Origin of the sequence: Prosthecobacter debontii (assembly GCF_900167535.1) — a bacterium.
GTDB classification, from domain to species: domain Bacteria; phylum Verrucomicrobiota; class Verrucomicrobiia; order Verrucomicrobiales; family Verrucomicrobiaceae; genus Prosthecobacter; species Prosthecobacter debontii.
In genome coordinates this window covers 86,136-102,454 of the sequence record NZ_FUYE01000010.1, presented here as the reverse complement: position 1 = coordinate 102,454, position 16,319 = coordinate 86,136, and the positions used below count along the sequence as shown (strand labels likewise).

The 16,319-nt window shown below is 55.5% G+C and carries 13 protein-coding genes; 7 read left to right on the top strand and 6 right to left on the bottom strand.

Going from position 1 to position 16,319, the window contains the following annotated elements; translation table 11 throughout:
• Window positions 1–29 precede the first annotated feature (29 nt).
• Window positions 30–1,994 (top strand): FAD-dependent oxidoreductase, encoded by a 1,965-nt coding sequence (locus B5D61_RS15545; RefSeq protein ID WP_078814330.1) that lies wholly within the window; start codon window positions 30–32, stop codon window positions 1,992–1,994.
• A 21-nt stretch (window positions 1,995–2,015) separates the two neighbouring features.
• On the opposite strand, the gene B5D61_RS25795 is transcribed toward B5D61_RS15545, so the two are convergent.
• Both B5D61_RS25795 and B5D61_RS15540 read right to left on the bottom strand, forming a co-directional pair.
• Window positions 2,016–2,276 carry a hypothetical protein gene (locus B5D61_RS25795; RefSeq protein ID WP_139373291.1) on the bottom strand — a complete coding sequence of 87 codons (261 nt, stop codon included), beginning with the start codon at window positions 2,274–2,276 and terminating at the stop codon, window positions 2,016–2,018.
• 364 nt (window positions 2,277–2,640) lie between these two features.
• Window positions 2,641–4,980, bottom strand: coding sequence for a vWA domain-containing protein (locus B5D61_RS15540; protein WP_078814329.1), 2,340 nt, complete (start codon window positions 4,978–4,980; stop codon window positions 2,641–2,643).
• 184 nt (window positions 4,981–5,164) lie between these two features.
• On the opposite strand from B5D61_RS15540, the gene pheS reads away from it, so the two are divergent.
• From pheS to recR, 6 genes are all read left to right on the top strand, one after another.
• On the top strand, window positions 5,165–6,184 hold the full coding sequence (gene pheS / locus B5D61_RS15535) for a phenylalanine--tRNA ligase subunit alpha (RefSeq protein ID WP_078814399.1): 1,020 nt from the start codon (window positions 5,165–5,167) through the stop codon (window positions 6,182–6,184).
• A 68-nt stretch (window positions 6,185–6,252) separates the two neighbouring features.
• A complete protein-coding gene (locus B5D61_RS15530; RefSeq protein WP_078814398.1) occupies window positions 6,253–6,666 on the top strand; it encodes a GxxExxY protein in 414 nt (137 codons plus the stop codon).
• Window positions 6,667–6,749: 83 nt separating this feature from the next.
• Window positions 6,750–9,155 (top strand): phenylalanine--tRNA ligase subunit beta, encoded by a 2,406-nt coding sequence (gene pheT / locus B5D61_RS15525; RefSeq protein ID WP_078814328.1) that lies wholly within the window; start codon window positions 6,750–6,752, stop codon window positions 9,153–9,155.
• Between the two features lie 203 nt (window positions 9,156–9,358).
• Entirely contained in the window at window positions 9,359–10,645 is a 1,287-nt protein-coding gene (eno, locus tag B5D61_RS15520; protein WP_078814327.1) for a phosphopyruvate hydratase, read from the top strand.
• Between the two features lie 28 nt (window positions 10,646–10,673).
• Complete coding sequence (locus B5D61_RS15515; protein WP_078814326.1) at window positions 10,674–11,006, top strand: FtsB family cell division protein; 333 nt, start codon at window positions 10,674–10,676, stop codon at window positions 11,004–11,006.
• 137 nt (window positions 11,007–11,143) lie between these two features.
• Window positions 11,144–11,749 carry a recombination mediator RecR gene (gene recR / locus B5D61_RS15510; RefSeq protein ID WP_078814325.1) on the top strand — a complete coding sequence of 202 codons (606 nt, stop codon included), beginning with the start codon at window positions 11,144–11,146 and terminating at the stop codon, window positions 11,747–11,749.
• A 5-nt stretch (window positions 11,750–11,754) separates the two neighbouring features.
• On the opposite strand, the gene B5D61_RS15505 is transcribed toward recR, so the two are convergent.
• From B5D61_RS15505 to B5D61_RS15490, 4 genes are all read right to left on the bottom strand, one after another.
• Window positions 11,755–12,879, bottom strand: a complete 1,125-nt coding sequence (locus B5D61_RS15505) for an iron-containing alcohol dehydrogenase (RefSeq protein ID WP_245846552.1) — start codon at window positions 12,877–12,879, stop codon at window positions 11,755–11,757.
• 72 nt (window positions 12,880–12,951) lie between these two features.
• On the bottom strand, window positions 12,952–14,388 hold the full coding sequence (locus B5D61_RS15500) for an aldehyde dehydrogenase family protein (protein ID WP_078814324.1): 1,437 nt from the start codon (window positions 14,386–14,388) through the stop codon (window positions 12,952–12,954).
• A 310-nt stretch (window positions 14,389–14,698) separates the two neighbouring features.
• Entirely contained in the window at window positions 14,699–15,364 is a 666-nt protein-coding gene (locus B5D61_RS15495) for an OmpA family protein (RefSeq protein ID WP_078814323.1), read from the bottom strand.
• A 351-nt stretch (window positions 15,365–15,715) separates the two neighbouring features.
• Complete coding sequence (locus tag B5D61_RS15490; protein ID WP_078814322.1) at window positions 15,716–16,291, bottom strand: hypothetical protein; 576 nt, start codon at window positions 16,289–16,291, stop codon at window positions 15,716–15,718.
• Window positions 16,292–16,319 lie beyond the last annotated feature (28 nt).

Below are 16,319 nucleotides of genomic sequence, written 5' to 3'. Positions count from 1 at the left end.
TCCAGATCAAAGAGGAACCTTGAAGGACTATGAATCGCTTTCGTTATTTCATTTCGACATTGGCTATGTGGGGCGTGGCGGTTTCGTCGTTGTCGGCGAGTGACCCGATCAAGACCGAGTATGATCTCGTGGTGGTCGAAGCCACACCGGGGGGGATAGCGACGGCGGTGCGCGCAGCCCGCGAAGGTTTATCCGTGCTGTTGCTGAATCGCACGCAGCATCTTGGGGGAATCTTGGCGAACGGGCTCGGCGTCTGGGATACTCAATACGAAGGGAAGCGGTCTCCCATTTACGATGAAGTGCGGCGCTCGATCATGGAGCACTACCGAACGACCTATGGTGAGAAGTCTCCGCAATACCAAGCGGCGCAACCGGGTAAATCAGGGCATACCAACGGGCGGTTCGAGGCTCGTGTGGCGGAGCGAATTTTAACGGAGTTGGTGCATCGAGAACCCAACATCACGGTGCTGAAGGGGTTTGTGCCCGTGAAGCTAGAGCGTGAAGGTCGGCTTTTGACCAAGCTGCATCTTGCGGCTTGGGGACAGCCGGACACGCCTCTGGAGATTCAGGCTGCCAGCTATGCGGATTGCTCCTATGAGGGGGATTTGCTCCCATTGGCAGGCGTGGAGTATCGAGTCGGGCGGGAAAGCCGAGATGAATACCAAGAACCGCATGCAGGGCGCATCTACATGCAAGCGTCCAAGACACCCCCAGATGAGGCCACGGCGCAGATGGCGGAGAAACATGATCGGCTGAACTTGCGTCAATTTCCAGGCTTCCAGATCATCGTGAAACCAGAGAGCACGGGGGAGGGGGACTCGAATGTTCAGGCCTTCAATTATCGAACCACATTGACCTCCGATCCTGCGAATCGGTTGCCCGTGGAGAAGCCTGCCGATTATGATCCGGAGTTTCTCAAGACCTTGGAGTTTGGATCCATCGTATCGCCTTTGCCTAACCAAAAAATAGGCTGGAATAGGCCTCAGCTCATCGGACCGCATCAAGCATATGTGGAGGGAGATTGGAAAACGCGGCGGCAGGTCATGGATCAGCATTGGAATGCGACGATGGGGCTGCTCTACTTTCTGCAAAACGATCCCTCGGTGACGCCGGAGCGTCGGAAGTTTTTTGGTGCTTATGGCTTGGCGAAGGATGAGTTTGTCGATAACGGTCATCGCCCACATGAATTTTATGTGCGAGAAGCCCGACGTTTGAGGGGGCGCTACGTGATCACTCAACACGATTTCATGCTCAAGCTAGGTGCCGATCGAGCACCGGCTCACGCGGACAGTATCGCTTTCGCCGAGTGGTATATGGATACCCATGCCTGCACACCTGGAAAGGTTGGCACGAGTCTGGATGAGGGAAAGATGATGCTGCATCACGAGACGTTTCCGGCCCAGGTGCCGTATCGGGCTTTGCTGCCGAGTGAGGTGGATAACCTGATCGTGCCGGTGTGTGTCAGTTCCACTCATGTGGCTTGGGGTGCGATCCGCCTGGAACCCATCTGGATGCAGATCGGTGAATCGGCAGGCTATGCCTGTGCCTTAGCCAAACAAACCGAAACGACGCTGGCGGGTGTCGAGACCATCCATTTGGTCCGGAAGCTTGCCGAAAGCCGTTCGATGATCAGCTTTTTCAACGATGTGGATGTTTCAAGGGCGCAGGATGGTGGCACCGCAGCCCTGATCTTCGCCGGACGCGGTTTTTTCCCTGGTTACGATGCCAAGTTGGGGGCACCAGCCACCGAGGCTCTGGCCAAAGTCTGGCTGACCGAAGCCCTTGTGCCCATTCCTGAGGATGCGGTTGCTGAACAAATGAAGCAGCGCGTTCAGGAAGCAGAGATGATGGAGTCTCCGCCCCTGACGCGAGAAGCCTGGGAAAGAATTGGTGGGCCTAGCTCAATGCCGACTCCAACGAATCCTCAAACAGCGCTGGACGTGCTGAGTCGCGGTGACTTGCTCGACGAACTGCTGGCAAGGATGCGTTGGTGATCGGAATCGAAAAACGACTGATTAAGAGAAATGCGGTTCGGCAACCGTGCGATGCAAAACAATTTTGGCGCTGCGGATCAGGCCTTCTTGTTGAGCTTCGGGACGTTTTCTGACCATGTCTTGGACACGGGAACAGTAGGCTTCGAGGGATTCATCAGAATCACTGGTCTGCTCTGCCTGCATGACTAATCGAACGAGAGTTGCGTAATCAACTCCGGGGAAATCACTGTGAAGGCGCTTTAGCAACCAACGCAGTCTTGTGGGATCAAGTGTTGTGCTCATGCGTTCCTTAAAAAAGGTTAATGCAGATTTAATATTTTATAAATTTAACTTTTTGTCTAGCCTTTTATCCAAGCAGTCTCGGTGCCTACCCCGTGGGTGTTCAGCCGTCGGCGTCAGTTGATTAGGTGAATAACTTGGTTGAAGTAGCTTGTGAGTCCTTGTGAAGGTTCACGGCTCTGTCATGATAAGTTGCCACAAAGTGTTGATAATAAGGATAGCTTTAGTAAATTCATTTCATGTCATTGGGTTCAGGACATGGCAATCAATGCTCCTCCAATCAGCGAGATCTCGTTGCGCGACTTTTTCAAAAAAAGCCAGATGAAGGATAAAGTCTGGCGTTGAAAAACTGCTTTATTCCTAGGTTTTACACTAATCTGAGGCGCTTGCGTAGGAGCCACTCAGCGGTGAGGAGCGAAATAATGGCCCCAAACCACCACCAACTCGACCACAAGAGTGTTTCGTTCACGGTGCTCTGTTTGCGATCCACCGATTTAAGTAACTGGGGCAGTTCGGAGGCTGCTTGTTCCTCGCGGAGGAATCGCCCCCCCGTGACGGTGGCCATGGTTTCGAGCAAGGGGCGATTCATGGTCAGCGTCGCCCATTCGGGATTGCCGGGATCGGCGACATGCAGACTTAGTCGAAGATCGCTGCGGGGTGCGGAGGCATTTTCTGCGACCGCGACTTCATAGGATCCGCTCTTGAGAGGGGGAGTGAGGGTGCGGTAGATGCCGAAGTGGGTCGGGTCCGGCTCAAGTTGAAGCGTGGCCACTTCTTTGCCTTCATGGTAAAGAAAGGCTCGAGGCTCGGCTTGGCTCATGAGGTTTCCCGACGAATCGCGGACGCGAACACGGATTTCCGACGGCTCACCCGGGGTGTAACGGAGGTGATCGGTGCCAATGGAGAATCGTCTATCTTCGGCCTGAAACGGAGGCGCAGAAATCCACGCGGCGAGCTGCATCCACAGGCGTTGGTGATAAAGATCTCCCACTTGGTAACGCCATCTCCACAGATCATCCGTGCCGATGTAAAGCACGGCACCAGCACCTGCGGGGCGGAAGACTGCCGCAGGGAGTCCTTCATCAGTGGGGAGATTTGCGGCCTGGAAATGAGCAAGTATGGTCGAGCCAGGAAGAGCCTTGGCGACTGAAAACCAACGCATGGCGGGTAGGGTCGGCCAGAGAGTCGAGTTGGCGCTGGGGCTATCGCTGAGGCGCAGAGCCGTCTCTCGTTCGCCATCGCTGGAGAGCTTCCAGGAAATCTTCTTGAGAGCCGATGTAGCGGCGTTTTCAGTCCAAACGATGGGCATCAGTGGAGCTGTTTTTCCCTGGGCCCAAGTGCGCAAGTGACCGTGGGCACCATCGATAAGAATCAGGCCTCCCCCCCGCTTTTCGACAAACTCCACGAGCCAATCCAACTGCTGGCTGCTGAAATTCGAGACGGATACATCACCCAGCAGGATGAGATCATAGGTCAGGAGTTCTTCACGAGTTTGCGGGAAGTTTTTGCGCAAGGCACTGCTGTCGGACTTTTCGGCATAATCATTGAAGACCAGCTTCACTTCCCAACGATCATCGCGATCAAAGTGGTTGTGGATGTAGCGAGTTTCCCAGCGAGGACGCCCATCGAGAATGAGGACCTTGCGCTTTTTGGAGAGCAGGTGCAGGGCGATTTCTCGATTGTTATTGGCCCGGGTTTTTTCGATGTTGGAGCGCTCGCCTAGGACTGCCACTTGGACATTGAGACGGCGGAGGGTTTTGTCGTTCGCAGTCGCTGAGTTCTCTGGCAGTTCTTTGACTGGAATGGTAAAGTCGAACCGGCGTTCTCCTTTGCCCTCAGCCGAAAAGTTTTGCTCCCACAGCGTCTTGCTGGCGCTGGTGATTCGAACTTGCGCGGGAGTGCCAGCAGGAAGGGAGTCACTGACAAGGATGCGTCCTTGCAGGTTTTCTTCGGCGAACACCGATTCGGCAGTGAGGACATTCAGAATGCTCAGATCCGGCGGAGGAATCTCACTGCCAAAGCCGATGGTGAAAATAGGCACACCCGATTGGCGCATCGTTGAAGCAAATTCTTCAGGTGATCCAGGGCCATTGTGTTGACCGTCAGAAAACAACACGAGCGCGGTCCCTGGGCTTACAGGTGCGACAGCTTCACTCAGGACCGAATCTAGGTTCGTCGTGGCTGCATCAGCTGGGACATCGAAGCTCTGCGGCATCTCCCCCGAGGTATCTTTGCCGCCTTGGCGATGCCACCATAGACGTTGAGTTTGGCCACCGCGGAGGAGCACCAATTCAACGTCTTGGGTCTCTTTGAGTTTGTCCAGCAGGGGAGAGGTGCCGCCGAGAAGCAGCTTTTGGGCGCGTGTGATCCGTGCTTCGCTGCGAGTTGGGGGGGGCTCGCCGTCCGCAGTGGGAGGATCATCCTCCAGGTTCATGCTGGCTGAGGTATCAATCGCCAGGATCACGCGGCCAAGCTGGCGCATCGTGGTTTCGTTGCGTAATACCGGCCCTGACAGCACGAGGACGGCTAAGAATACGGCCGCCGAACGTAACGCCGCTGGCACCCAAGCGAGTGGACTCGACAGAAGGCGCACTTCACGGCGATAGAGAAACCACATCGCTGCCGCGAGCCCGAAAGCCAAGCCCCAGACCGCTAGGGCAGGATAATCCCCGGTAAAACGAAGGCTGGTTTCAGTGGTGGGATTCACAGGTGGCGGCGACGGAACGGACGAGAAGGGACTCCAAAGAACACAGGAATGGAGCAAAACCTAGCGTCATGTGTGCAGAAAATATCCAGATTGTCGGAAAGACAGTCCTTTCACCTCTAGGTTGCACAGGGACGATTCCACGCTCATCATCGCGGCCCCTTTGGCGATTCCGCCTTCATTTCCCATGCTCTCTCAACTCGACTCTCTCAAAACCGAGGCTTTGGCCGCACTCGACACGTTGTCTGATGAAGCCGCGCTGGAGGCCTTTCGCATCGACTATCTGGGTAAAAAAGGTAAACTGACCGCCCTGAGCGCAGGTATGCGTGATGTCCCGCCAGATCTGAAGAAAGAGGTGGGGGCTAAGCTGAACGAAGTCCGCGAAGCCATCTCTGGCGGGCTCTCCACCCGCCAGGAAGCACTGCAAGCCGCGAAGGATGCTGCGTCTGTGGTTGGTATTGATCTCAGCCTGCCAGGTCGTCCTGGAGCTGGCGTGGGGACTTTGCATCCGCTGACTCAGATTCGCGATCTGGCCGTGCGCACGCTGCGCCGTATGGGTTTCACCTTGGCTGATGGTCCAGAGATCGAAACCGAGTGGCATTGCTTCGATGCTCTGAACACTCCGGCAGATCACCCTGCACGCAATGAGAGCGATACCTTCTATCTTCCCGATGGTCGTCTCCTGCGCACCCACACGTCATCGGTGCAGATCCGCACGATGGAAACGGTGAAGGCTCTTCCCGTGCGTGTCATTGCTCCAGGTGCTGCTTATCGACGCGATGAGATTGATGCGACCCACCTGAGCGTCTTCAATCAGATCGAGGCCCTGTATGTGGATAAAGATGTCAGTCTCGCGGATCTGAAAGGCACGCTAGAGTTCTTCTTTCGTGAGGTGTTCGGGCCGAAAACCGTGGTGCGTTTCCGCCCCCACTTCTTCCCCTTCACGGAGCCGAGCTTCGAGATCGACGTGAAGCTGGAAGCCAAAGGCAAGGAAGCTCGCTGGATCGAGATTGCTGGTTGCGGTATGGTGGACCCGGCGGTCTTCGCCGAAGTAAGCAAGAAGCGTGGCGATAACCTGTTTGATCCTGAGCAGGTCACAGGCTTCGCCTTCGGCATGGGCCTCGACCGCCTCGCCATGATCCTCCACGGCATCAGCGACATCCGCCATCTCATCGAGAATGATGTGCGCTTTCTGCAGCAGTTCTGATGGGTAGCGATCCTGGTTTTGACAGGATTGACAAGATTTCAGGATTCACAGGATTTCTCTCTGAACTTATGACGATTGACCAACTCACAGAACAGGTGATTGGCATGGCCATGGAGATTCACCGAGTGATGGGCCCAGGTTTCAACGAATCTATTTATCATCGGAGCTTGGAAGTCGAGCTTGCTGCGGCGGGTATTCCCTTTGAGTCCGAAGTGCCGATCAATGTCTTCTACAAAGGGAAGCTGGTTGGCAAGTTCGAAGCAGACATGGTCATTACCATTGGCAAGCGTTTGCTAATTGAACTGAAATCTTGTGAAGTCATCGTCAAGGCCCACGAAGTTCAGGTCGTCAACTACCTCACAGCTACAGGCATTGATGACGGACTGATCCTAAACTTTGGCGCGCCAAGTCTTCAATTTAAGCACAAAAATCGTCTGTATCGTTCCCGAGCATCTTCTTCAGAACCTCTCGATCTACACTGAATCTAACAAGCTCTTGGATCTCTTTTCGTTAATCCTGAAATCTTGTAAATCCTGTCCTTTAAAGCCCTGTTTCCCTTCTCCTCATGCAAGTTTCTCTCTCCTGGCTCAGCACGCATCTTGATCTCAGTGGTTATACCACGGCCCAGCTTTCAGACCTCCTGACTTTTGCAGGCATTGAGGTCGAGGGCATTGAAGAAAAGGGTGTGGCCTCGGACAAAGTGGTCGTGGCTCGGATTGACTCGTTTGTTCAGCATCCGAATGCGGACAAGCTGAGCGTCTGTCAGGTGGACGATGGTTCCGGCACGCTGCGCCAGATTGTTTGCGGCGCGAAGAACTTCAAGGCTGGTGATAAAGTGCCTCTCGCTCTCCCTGGAGCTGTGTTACCTGGTGGATTCACCATTAAGGAAGGCAAGCTCCGCGATGTTGTGTCCAACGGCATGATGTGCAGTGGCAAGGAGATCGGCCTGGGTGAAGACACCGGTGGTTTGATGATTCTCGATGCCTCCTTGCCCACGGGTAAGCCGCTGAAGGAGATCATCGCTTCCGATACCGTCTTCGATCTCGAAATTACCCCGAATCGCCCCGACCTGTTGAGCCACCTGGGTTTGGCTCGTGAATTGGCTGCGCTGACAGGCTTGCCTCTCAAAGGCGAACGTGATCACGCTCAGGCCACGGCTGGGACACGCGTCGCGAAAGATGCCGAAGTCAGTCTGCAAGACACGGATGGCTGTTCCTATTACACGGCTCGCATCATCAAAGGCATCAAGGTCGGCCCGAGCCCAGAGTGGTTGAAGAGCCGCTTGGAGAGCATCGGCCTGCGCCCCATCAATAACGTGGTGGACATCACTAACTACGTGCTCATGGAGATGGGACAGCCTCTGCACGCCTTTGATCTGGATAAACTCCAGGGCGGCATCGTTGTGCGTCGTGCTGCTGAAGGAGAGAAGATTCTCGCCCTTGATGGCTCTGAGCCAACCCTCCTTGCAGAAGACCTGGTCATCGCCGACAGTCAACGCCCTGTGGCCATTGCTGGGGTGATGGGGGGGGAAGAAACAGGAGTGACGGAAACCACCGTAAACATGCTGCTGGAAAGCGCCTATTTCACACCTTCCGGCATTCGCCGCACATCTCGTCGTTTGGGCATCCACTCGGACTCCAGCTATCGTTTTGAACGTGGTGTGGACCCTCAACAGGTTCAGGGAGCTTCCGAGCTGGCTGTGAAACTCATTTTGGAAATCGCGGGGGGCACTGTCGAAGAAACGGTGGCTGTCGCGGGTGAAGCTCCTGTCTTGGTCAATGATGTCACTCTGGATGAAGCTAGAGCACATCGCTTGTTAGGTATGCCTGATTTGAAGGCCGAGGAAGCTCACGCCATCCTCACCAAACTCGGCTTGAATAAAACCTCCGAGGCCGATGGGCAGACCGTCTGGAGCATCCCAAGCTATCGTCTCGACCTCGTGCGCGGCGTGGATCTCGTCGAGGAAGTGGCACGTGTGGTCGGCTTGGATCGTGTGCCTTCTCGCAATGTGGCCGTTCTGGCCAATGGCGATGCAACGGATCGTCAATACGACCACGTCATGCAGCTTCGTCTGGCTTTGGCCAATCGCGGTTACCATGAAGCCCAGACGTTGCGCCTGATCTCCACCGCTCAGATTGGCGACAGCCTCGGTCATGCGAACCCGACTTCAGTCAGTGTAGCTCTGAAAAACCCGCTCAGTGAAGATCACACCACCCTGCGGCCTTCGTTGATTCCTGGGCTGCTCTCAACCGCTGCGCTGAACATCCGCCAAGGGGCTCAACGGCTGCGTTTCTTTGAGTCCGGTCGTGTGTTCCTCAAGTTGCCGAATGGTCAAACCCGTGAAGAAGATCGTATCTCCATCCTGCTTAGCGGTCCTGCGGCGACAAGCTCCTGGCATGGCAAGGAGCCGAAAGCCGTGGATGCGTTTGATCTTCGTGGTTTGATTGAATCACTCCCTGGAGTGACCAGTTTGGAAGTCAAACCCCTGGCCGACAACGGTTCCTTCCTCCTGCATCACGAGTTGAAAGCAGGGAACCGTGTTTTGGGCTGGATTGCCCAGCTTCACCCGGCGCGTGCTCGGCAGATTGATGCCCGTCATCCGGTGTATGTGGCTGAGTTGCTACTCAGCGCACTGCGCCAGGGTAGCTCCGGCCCAGCCAAGTTTGAGGATCTTCCACGTTTCCCCGCAGTGACCCGTGACGTGGCCTTCGAATTGCCTGCCGATCTCGCCAATACCAAAGTGAACACCTTCTTCAACGGCATCAAAGAACCGCTCTTGATGAAAACGGAGCTGTTCGATGTCTTTGCCGATCCGACCGGTGCAAAACTGCCCGCTGACCGAAAATCTCTGGCCTGGACGCTGACCTATCGTTCGGCGGACAAAACTCTGGAGACCGCCGAAGTGGATGCCGCTCACGCACGCATTCTGGCAGCTCTGGAGAAAGCTCTGCCGGCGACGATTCGCCGGTAATCAGCGATTTAGCCTCAAATTGAGATGGATGTATGAGGACGGATTTTCGAATCCGTCCTCATTTCGTATGGTTCCGCCCTCTGTGGGCAATATCTCCGGTTGAGACAGGTGCATTTCCTGCTATCAAAGCCCGGCAATCGTGGATTCTCAGAACCCCGCTTGCCAAACTCCCGAAGATTAAGCATACTTAAATATATCGAACCATGGACGATCTGACCATTGTAGCAGTGACTGGGCGCGAAGTTCTCGACTCGCGCGGAAACCCCACCGTGGAGGTGGATGTGATGCTGGAGGGGGGCGCAATCGGTCGCGCTGCTGTGCCAAGTGGTGCGAGCACGGGTGAACACGAAGCTTTGGAACTGCGCGATGGCGACAAGAAGCGTTACCTCGGCAAGGGCGTGCTCAAGGCCGTGGATAGCGTGAACAACGAGATCGCAGACGCCATCATCGGCAGTAGCGCCCTGGATCAGGTCGCGATTGACAAGGCCATGCTGGAAATCGATGGCACTCCAACCAAAGCCAAGCTGGGTGCCAATGCCATTCTCGGCGCTTCCTTGGCGACTGCCAAAGCGGCTGCCGCAGCTCTGGGTCAGCCTCTTTACAAGTACATCGGCGGACCAAACGCTAAGGTGCTGCCCGTGCCGATGATGAACATCATCAACGGTGGTGCTCACTCCGATGCTCCGATTGACTTCCAAGAGTTCATGATCATGCCAAAAGGCGCTCCGACCTTCTCCGAAGCTCTGCGCTACGGTGCTGAAGTGTTCCACGCCCTGAAGAAGATCCTTCATGATCTGGGCCTGAACACCGCTGTGGGTGACGAAGGCGGTTTCGCTCCGACGCTGAAGAGCGCCAGCCACGCGCTGGAAGTCATCGCTCAGGCGATCGAGAAAGCCGGCTACACCATGGGTGAAGACATCTTCATCGCGCTGGACGTGGCTTCCTCCGAATTCTACGACAAGGCAAAAGGCAAGTATGTCTTCAAGAAGAGCGACAAGTCCGAGCGCACCGCTGAAGAGCTGGTGGCCTACTACGCTGAGCTGAAGAAGAACTTCCCGATCATTTCCATCGAAGACGGCTGTGCTGAAAACGACTGGGCTGGCTGGAAGCATCTCACCGATGCTCTTGGCGCCACCACCCAGCTTGTGGGTGATGATCTCTTCGTGACGAACACCAAGTTCCTCCAGAAGGGTATCGACAACAAGACCGCGAATTCCATCCTCGTGAAGGTGAACCAGATCGGTTCCTTGACCGAAACTCTTGACGCTGTGGATCTGGCTCACCGCCATGGTTATACGGCTGTGATGAGCCATCGCTCCGGTGAAACCGAAGACTACACCATCGCCGACCTTGCTGTGGCCACGAACTGCGGCCAGATCAAGACGGGCTCCCTTTCCCGTAGCGACCGTATCGCCAAGTACAACCAGCTCCTCCGTATCGAACAGGAGTTGGCTGACGACGCGATCTTCGGTGGCCGCATGAAGGTCTAACCGATTATCTATCCAACGACACACTGCCATGGAGTATCAGGAATATCCAATCGAGCACGAGAGACCGCAGCAGGCTGAACGCTGGCTGCGGGCTTTGGTCCGGCTGGGTAAATTCTGCCTGCTGCTCCTGGCGGTGCCTGTCGTGATTGCCATTTATAAAAAGCCCTTGGCGGAGCAAAATGCGATGCGCCAAAAGCTGGCCTCGATGCAGGTTCAGCGAGACACTCTCAAAGGAGAGCGTGATAAATTGTTACGTCAGGTGGAGTGGATCAAAACCGACCCCAATTACCTGGAGATTCGGGCGCGTGATCACGAGAACATGCATAAGAAGGGCGAATACGTGATTCGCTTTGTGGAGTAGAATCTGAGCTTCAAGCTCATTCAGGAATTCTATTATTTCTGCTCGGTTAGCAGACGTCGTTTGCAAGCTTCCGAGCGTTTCTTTACTCTGACGGCGTTTTCCTGCCACAGTCAGACTTTGCTGCTACTTGTCGTCTTATGCCCGCTCTCGATTACCCGCCTCCGCTCCAGCGTATGATCGCGCAGATCCGCGCTTTGCCGGGCTTGGGGCCGCGGAGTGCAGAGCGTCTTGTCCTGTGGCTCATGCAAGACGGAGGCCGGATTGAACCACTGGTGGACGGTTTACGAGACCTCAGTGCACGGGTGCATTCCTGCGATCAGTGTGGATTTTTCATCCAGCGTGGGGATGAGTGCGTGCTGTGCCATAGCTCGAAGCGCAACCATCAGCTCATTTGTGTGGTCGAGCAGGCTGCAGATGTCTTGCGCCTGGAACGCTCAGGGGCGTTTACCGGTGTTTACCATGTGCTCGGCGGTAAGCTTTCACCGCTGGATAACATCACGCCTGAAGACCTGCGTATTCAGCCTCTTATGGAGAGGGTCGAGGCTCAAAAAGTCGAGGAGGTGATCCTCGCCGTGGGTAGCGATGTCGAAGGTGAAGCAACCGCCAGTTATTTGAGTGATCTCCTACGCGCCCAAGGCGTCGCCGCATCTCGCTTGGCCCAGGGTATGCCTGCTGGGGGCGGCTTGGATCATGTGGACGAACTCACGCTTTATCAAGCATTGCAGGGACGGCGGAGAATGTGAGTGGATCACATCGCCGCACGATAAAGCTCCACAAAGTCTTCCACCGTCAGCGGACGCGGATTGAACTGGGCGGTCCACTGCTTCAGGGCCATTTCCGCCAGGGGAAGCAAATCGGTTTCCGTCACGCCGTAATGAGAAATCTTCACGGGCATGTTCGCTAGCACGAGAAGCTCAGTGACCCGATTGGCTAGGTCGCCCGCATAGTAACTCGCATAAGTAGCGGCAGCCTGCGGGATCTTGGAATTAAAGCGGATGATGTGGGGCAGCATCACGCCCACAGCTTCACCGTGCACGACGTTGAACTTAGCTGTTAAAGGGTTAGCGCAGGAGTGCGCGGCACCGAGCATGGAGTTCTCGATGGCAATGCCGGCATAGGCCGCGCCGAGTAGCATCTGGCCGCGTGCTTCCACATCGGTGGGCTCGGATTGGATGCGTGTGAAGCCTTCATGGCAGAGCCGGAAGGCTTCGCGGGAAAAGACCGTCGAGATAGCGGTGCCTTTGTTGGTGACAGCCGTTTCCAACGCGTGCGAGAGAGCGTCAATTCCCGTGCAAACGGTGACTCGGTTCGGTTGCGAAACCGTCAGCTCAGGGTCTAGGATGGCGATCTTCGCAGCGGCTTTGGGATCGCCACAGGCCATCTTGACGTGCGTTTCCGCATCGGAAATCAGCGCATAACTTTGACACTCACTGCCCGTGCCTGCGGTGGTCGGAATGGCGATAAGGGGCAGCATTGGCTTGGTGGCCTTACCGGTGCCCCAGTAGTCGTGCATGCGGCCGCCATTGGTCAGAATGAAATTGCAGCCCTTCGCGGTATCCATGCTACTTCCCCCACCCAGTCCGATGATGAAGTCAGTCTGGAATTCTTTGGCCGCCTCCACACAGCGATCCACATCCTCGGTGCTGGGGTTTTCCCGCACATGGCCATAGACGCGTGTTTCCACTCCGGCTGCCACCAGATAGGAGACGGCACGGGTGACATAACCTGCTTTGACGATGCCAGGATCACTGACGATCAACGCCCGCGTTCCGCCGAGCTCCCGAGTCAGGTCACCCACTTGAGCAAGGGTTCCGTTACCAAAGATAAGTCGGGTGCGAGGCTGATAGTCGAAGGGCAAAAGGGGCATGGACATGAGCAGGGGGCGGCGTTGTCAGGCCAGCAAAAGGCGAAGAGAAAAGGAGGGTGGTCAACCGCCCTCCGTAAATCATGCGCGATCAATGGAGCGCCGTTTGTAGAGGAACTCAAACATGTTCCCTTCATGCGGCTGATCCCAACTGATCTTCATGGTGCTGAGAGGTCCCAGGTTGAGGCGATCAATCGTGGGGCACTCCAGAAGAGCCTCCGTGAAGTCGGGATCTTCGGTGATGGCGGTGACGATCAGCGAGTAGCCGATCTTGCTCAGCACTTCGGATTGCTTCACCTCCACCACACTGGCGTAAGGGCAGAGGAATTCGCGATTAGCCAACGGATGTTCCCAGCTATTGCAGTGAATGATGGTGGGGCGCAGGAAGATACCGCCTTGGAATTCCACCTTGCGGGGACCCTTGCGATACTTGGCCGTCACATCTTCAGCGCCCGGGGTGCCTTCGAGATCGGCATCAATGACGCTATCAATGTAATCCGCCATCTTCGTGTTCGCGAAGCCTGAAAGGCGGGCGTTTTCATCGTCAGAAGGCAGGGGCTCGACGGGACCCAGGCGTTGGGCGATGGCATCGGCGATCTCTTTGCCATACTTCGGCACGATCACCGCAGAGGCATTGATGCAGGAGCGTCCGCCATTGTCACTGATGGAGCTGACGATGACGTCGATGTATTCCTTCCAGTTCTCGATCTTGTCCTCGCCGATGATGATCTTACTCCAGCCTGGGCCGTGCACCTGCACGCGTGGGTTGCCTTCATACATCTTCGCGATGTTGACGTCACCGAAGACCAGATTCCGTCCGCTGAGCTTCACCACTTCACCACTGCCTTCGTGGTCCGTTGGATAGAAGCCGAAAGCCTCAGCAGGAGCACCGGCGGCGATGAAAGCTTGGATCAAACGAAAGGGGGTCCAAGGCTCTTCACGGCCGGGTTTGATTACCACGGGGATCTTGAGCGCGATAGAAGGCAGCCAGAGGGAATTCACCGCAGGGGAGTTGCTGGGCATCACCAGACCGAGGGAATCCGTGGTCGGAAAATAGGCCACAGGGCAGCCGGACTGCTCACCGAAGCCTTTATCAATCACGCTCATGTCCAGACCACGGGAGAGGCCGTTCAGGATCACATCCATGTGGGTGAGCGCGTAGTGCAGCTTGGCCATGTTCCGCTTCACCATTACATGAGGCAGACCACTGGTGCGGGACAGGGTGGCGATGTATTCCTCCGGGCTCTGAGTATGGCCTTTATCGCCCAGGGGAAGGGTGCCATTGAGGAAAAGATCACCGGCCTTGGCCGTAATCGCCACCAGCTCTTTCACCGTGAATCTCTTCAGCGCTTTGCGTGCCTCTCCGATGCGGGCCAGATCTCGCCGCACGATCCCTGCATTGACCTGGCTCACCTCGGCACAGACTTCGCCGGTCTTGTGGTCTTTCACCTGGACTTTATCCAGCGATTCGTAAGGGCGGCCTTTGCGCAGAGCGGGGAGGTGGGGAACGGAAGACATGGAGTGAAAAATACGAAAGCGGAAGGGTTACGTGTGCCTCCCACATGGGGCAACGGAAAAACAAGCTTCAAGCCCTGGGTCTTTCAGAGAACCTGACTTTCCCCGACATACTGTCAAGCTCCTGCCGGGTTTGTTTATAGCTCGTTTTGCCAGAAGACGATTCCAGCCGCTTTTCTCCCGAACTCAAGTTAAGCCTTCTAGGCTAATGATCACTTTCCTCAGGCTTCAAAAATGCTCGAAGGCCCTTGATCATTTGATCAAGGGCCTCTGGGCGCTGACGAAAAAGGTCGCGGGCTGTCAATGACACTCATCATTTGGTCCTCACCACCAGCACGCGGCGGTCCTGCTGCATCTCTTTTTCCGTGCCGTCTGGATACATGGGAAAAGCCTCGCCATAACCGTGCGCACTCAGGACTTCGGCGGGGACGCCATAACGTTGAGTCAATTCATCATAAACACGCTTGGCTCGTGCCGCAGACAGTTCGAGATTGTAGTTTTCTTCACCATCGGTGCTGGTGTGTCCTTCAATATCGAAGACTGTGCCTGCCTCCGTGCGGCTGATGGCTAAAATAACCCCCGCAATTTGTTCGACAGCGATGCGTGACTTTTCATCAAGAAGTTCGTCGGTTTCTTTCACGAACAACACGGGCAGGGTCACGAAAGGTAACTCGCGACTTTGGCCTTGTTCTTGCACGATCACCACATTTCGATCTGCATTATAAATCCGAGTTGGACGTCCCTTGGTTTCGGTGATCGTTGTAGTGCGAGATGGGACAGCCGCATCGGGTGAGGGCACCACCACGACTTGCGGGGCAACTGAAAGGCGGCGCTGAGCATCGCTGGTGTCCAACGAGGGTTCAGCGGGACGCACGACTTCGACCACTGGAGTGGTAGGGGGAGCAACGACAGTGACTTGGGCTGGAAGCGGGAGCGAAAGGAGGCCCAAACCAGAAAGGATAAGGAGTCTTGATTTCATGGCAATAAGGGGAATTTGGTTCTAACCAATCATGACATCGCATGGCAGATGCTTTTTAGGCCTCTCGAATTCAGATGAAGCCACTGCTGGCTATTGGGTCCGCCAGCTTTAGCGCCTGCTGTGGGCTGAAGTTCGAATCACTTCTTGAGCCTAATCCTGTAGTCAGGAAGGCTGCCAAGTTAACCTTTCAGATCTGATCTGCGGAGGCTTCAATGGCTCGACGATCTAGGTCGGTGGAATAAGCATGCAGAAGGCAAGAAACTCCAGAGTGAACAGCAACTAAGCCGAGGCCACAAGCGTCGGTTTTGTGGTTGGATGCCTTGCTCAACGAAGGCTTGGTCGTGCTTAAAGTTAGGTGTCGCTTGCGTCGACGAACTGCGGCAAACGAGAGGTGATTGTCTGGAGAATGAGGCGGGCCTCAGCTTCGTCAACCCCGGCACCAAATCGATACGTCTTAAACCCGTAATCAAAGGCAATCGCACCACCGCCGATCCCCCAAAAGGCCAAGCCGGAACGAAAGTCATAGGGATTGTAAACAAGCGGCGAAATACGAAGATCCCGAATCTCGGAAACGTCGTAGTGCTTCGTGCGTCCGTAGCGAAAGATCTCGTTCTTGATGCTGAGCGCCGTGGCGGAAATGGTCACCACCTCGCATCCTTTGACCAGCCATAGCCAGGTGTAAATTGCGAAGGCTCCCCCAACCGTCCAGAAACAGAACCACACCAACATGAATACGGCTGCGCCGGGATTCTTTTGAACTGCGGTGAAAAAGCCGATGGGTGCCATCAGCTCCCCGACAACCCACCCGCCCAGCCATAGCGTGAGAAAGCCAAGCATGAAGATATTGCGCTTCGGTGGGATACGAAAGACAAGGCTGTCCGCCTGTTCTGTGACTGTGTGCCTTGGGCCTGAGGGTTTGACAAACATGTGTGGGTGGAGTCGTTGGATGTCTTAT

Bases quoted from the DNA above. Each gene is read 5' to 3' on its own strand.
- B5D61_RS15500 (WP_078814324.1), bottom strand. From the start codon at position 14,388: ATGTCTTCCGTTCCCCACCTCCCCGCTCTGCGCAAAGGCCGCCCTTAC.
- recR (WP_078814325.1), top strand. From the start codon at position 11,144: ATGCCCGCTCTCGATTACCCGCCTCCGCTCCAGCGTATGATCGCGCAG.
- eno (WP_078814327.1), top strand. From the start codon at position 9,359: ATGGACGATCTGACCATTGTAGCAGTGACTGGGCGCGAAGTTCTCGAC.
- pheS (WP_078814399.1), top strand. From the start codon at position 5,165: ATGCTCTCTCAACTCGACTCTCTCAAAACCGAGGCTTTGGCCGCACTC.
- B5D61_RS15545 (WP_078814330.1), top strand. From the start codon at position 30: ATGAATCGCTTTCGTTATTTCATTTCGACATTGGCTATGTGGGGCGTG.
- B5D61_RS15490 (WP_078814322.1), bottom strand. From the start codon at position 16,291: ATGTTTGTCAAACCCTCAGGCCCAAGGCACACAGTCACAGAACAGGCG.
- B5D61_RS15495 (WP_078814323.1), bottom strand. From the start codon at position 15,364: ATGAAATCAAGACTCCTTATCCTTTCTGGTTTGGGCCTCCTTTCGCTC.
- B5D61_RS15505 (WP_245846552.1), bottom strand. From the start codon at position 12,879: ATGTCCATGCCCCTTTTGCCCTTCGACTATCAGCCTCGCACCCGACTT.
- pheT (WP_078814328.1), top strand. From the start codon at position 6,750: ATGCAAGTTTCTCTCTCCTGGCTCAGCACGCATCTTGATCTCAGTGGT.
- B5D61_RS15530 (WP_078814398.1), top strand. From the start codon at position 6,253: ATGACGATTGACCAACTCACAGAACAGGTGATTGGCATGGCCATGGAG.
- B5D61_RS15515 (WP_078814326.1), top strand. From the start codon at position 10,674: ATGGAGTATCAGGAATATCCAATCGAGCACGAGAGACCGCAGCAGGCT.
- B5D61_RS25795 (WP_139373291.1), bottom strand. From the start codon at position 2,276: ATGAGCACAACACTTGATCCCACAAGACTGCGTTGGTTGCTAAAGCGC.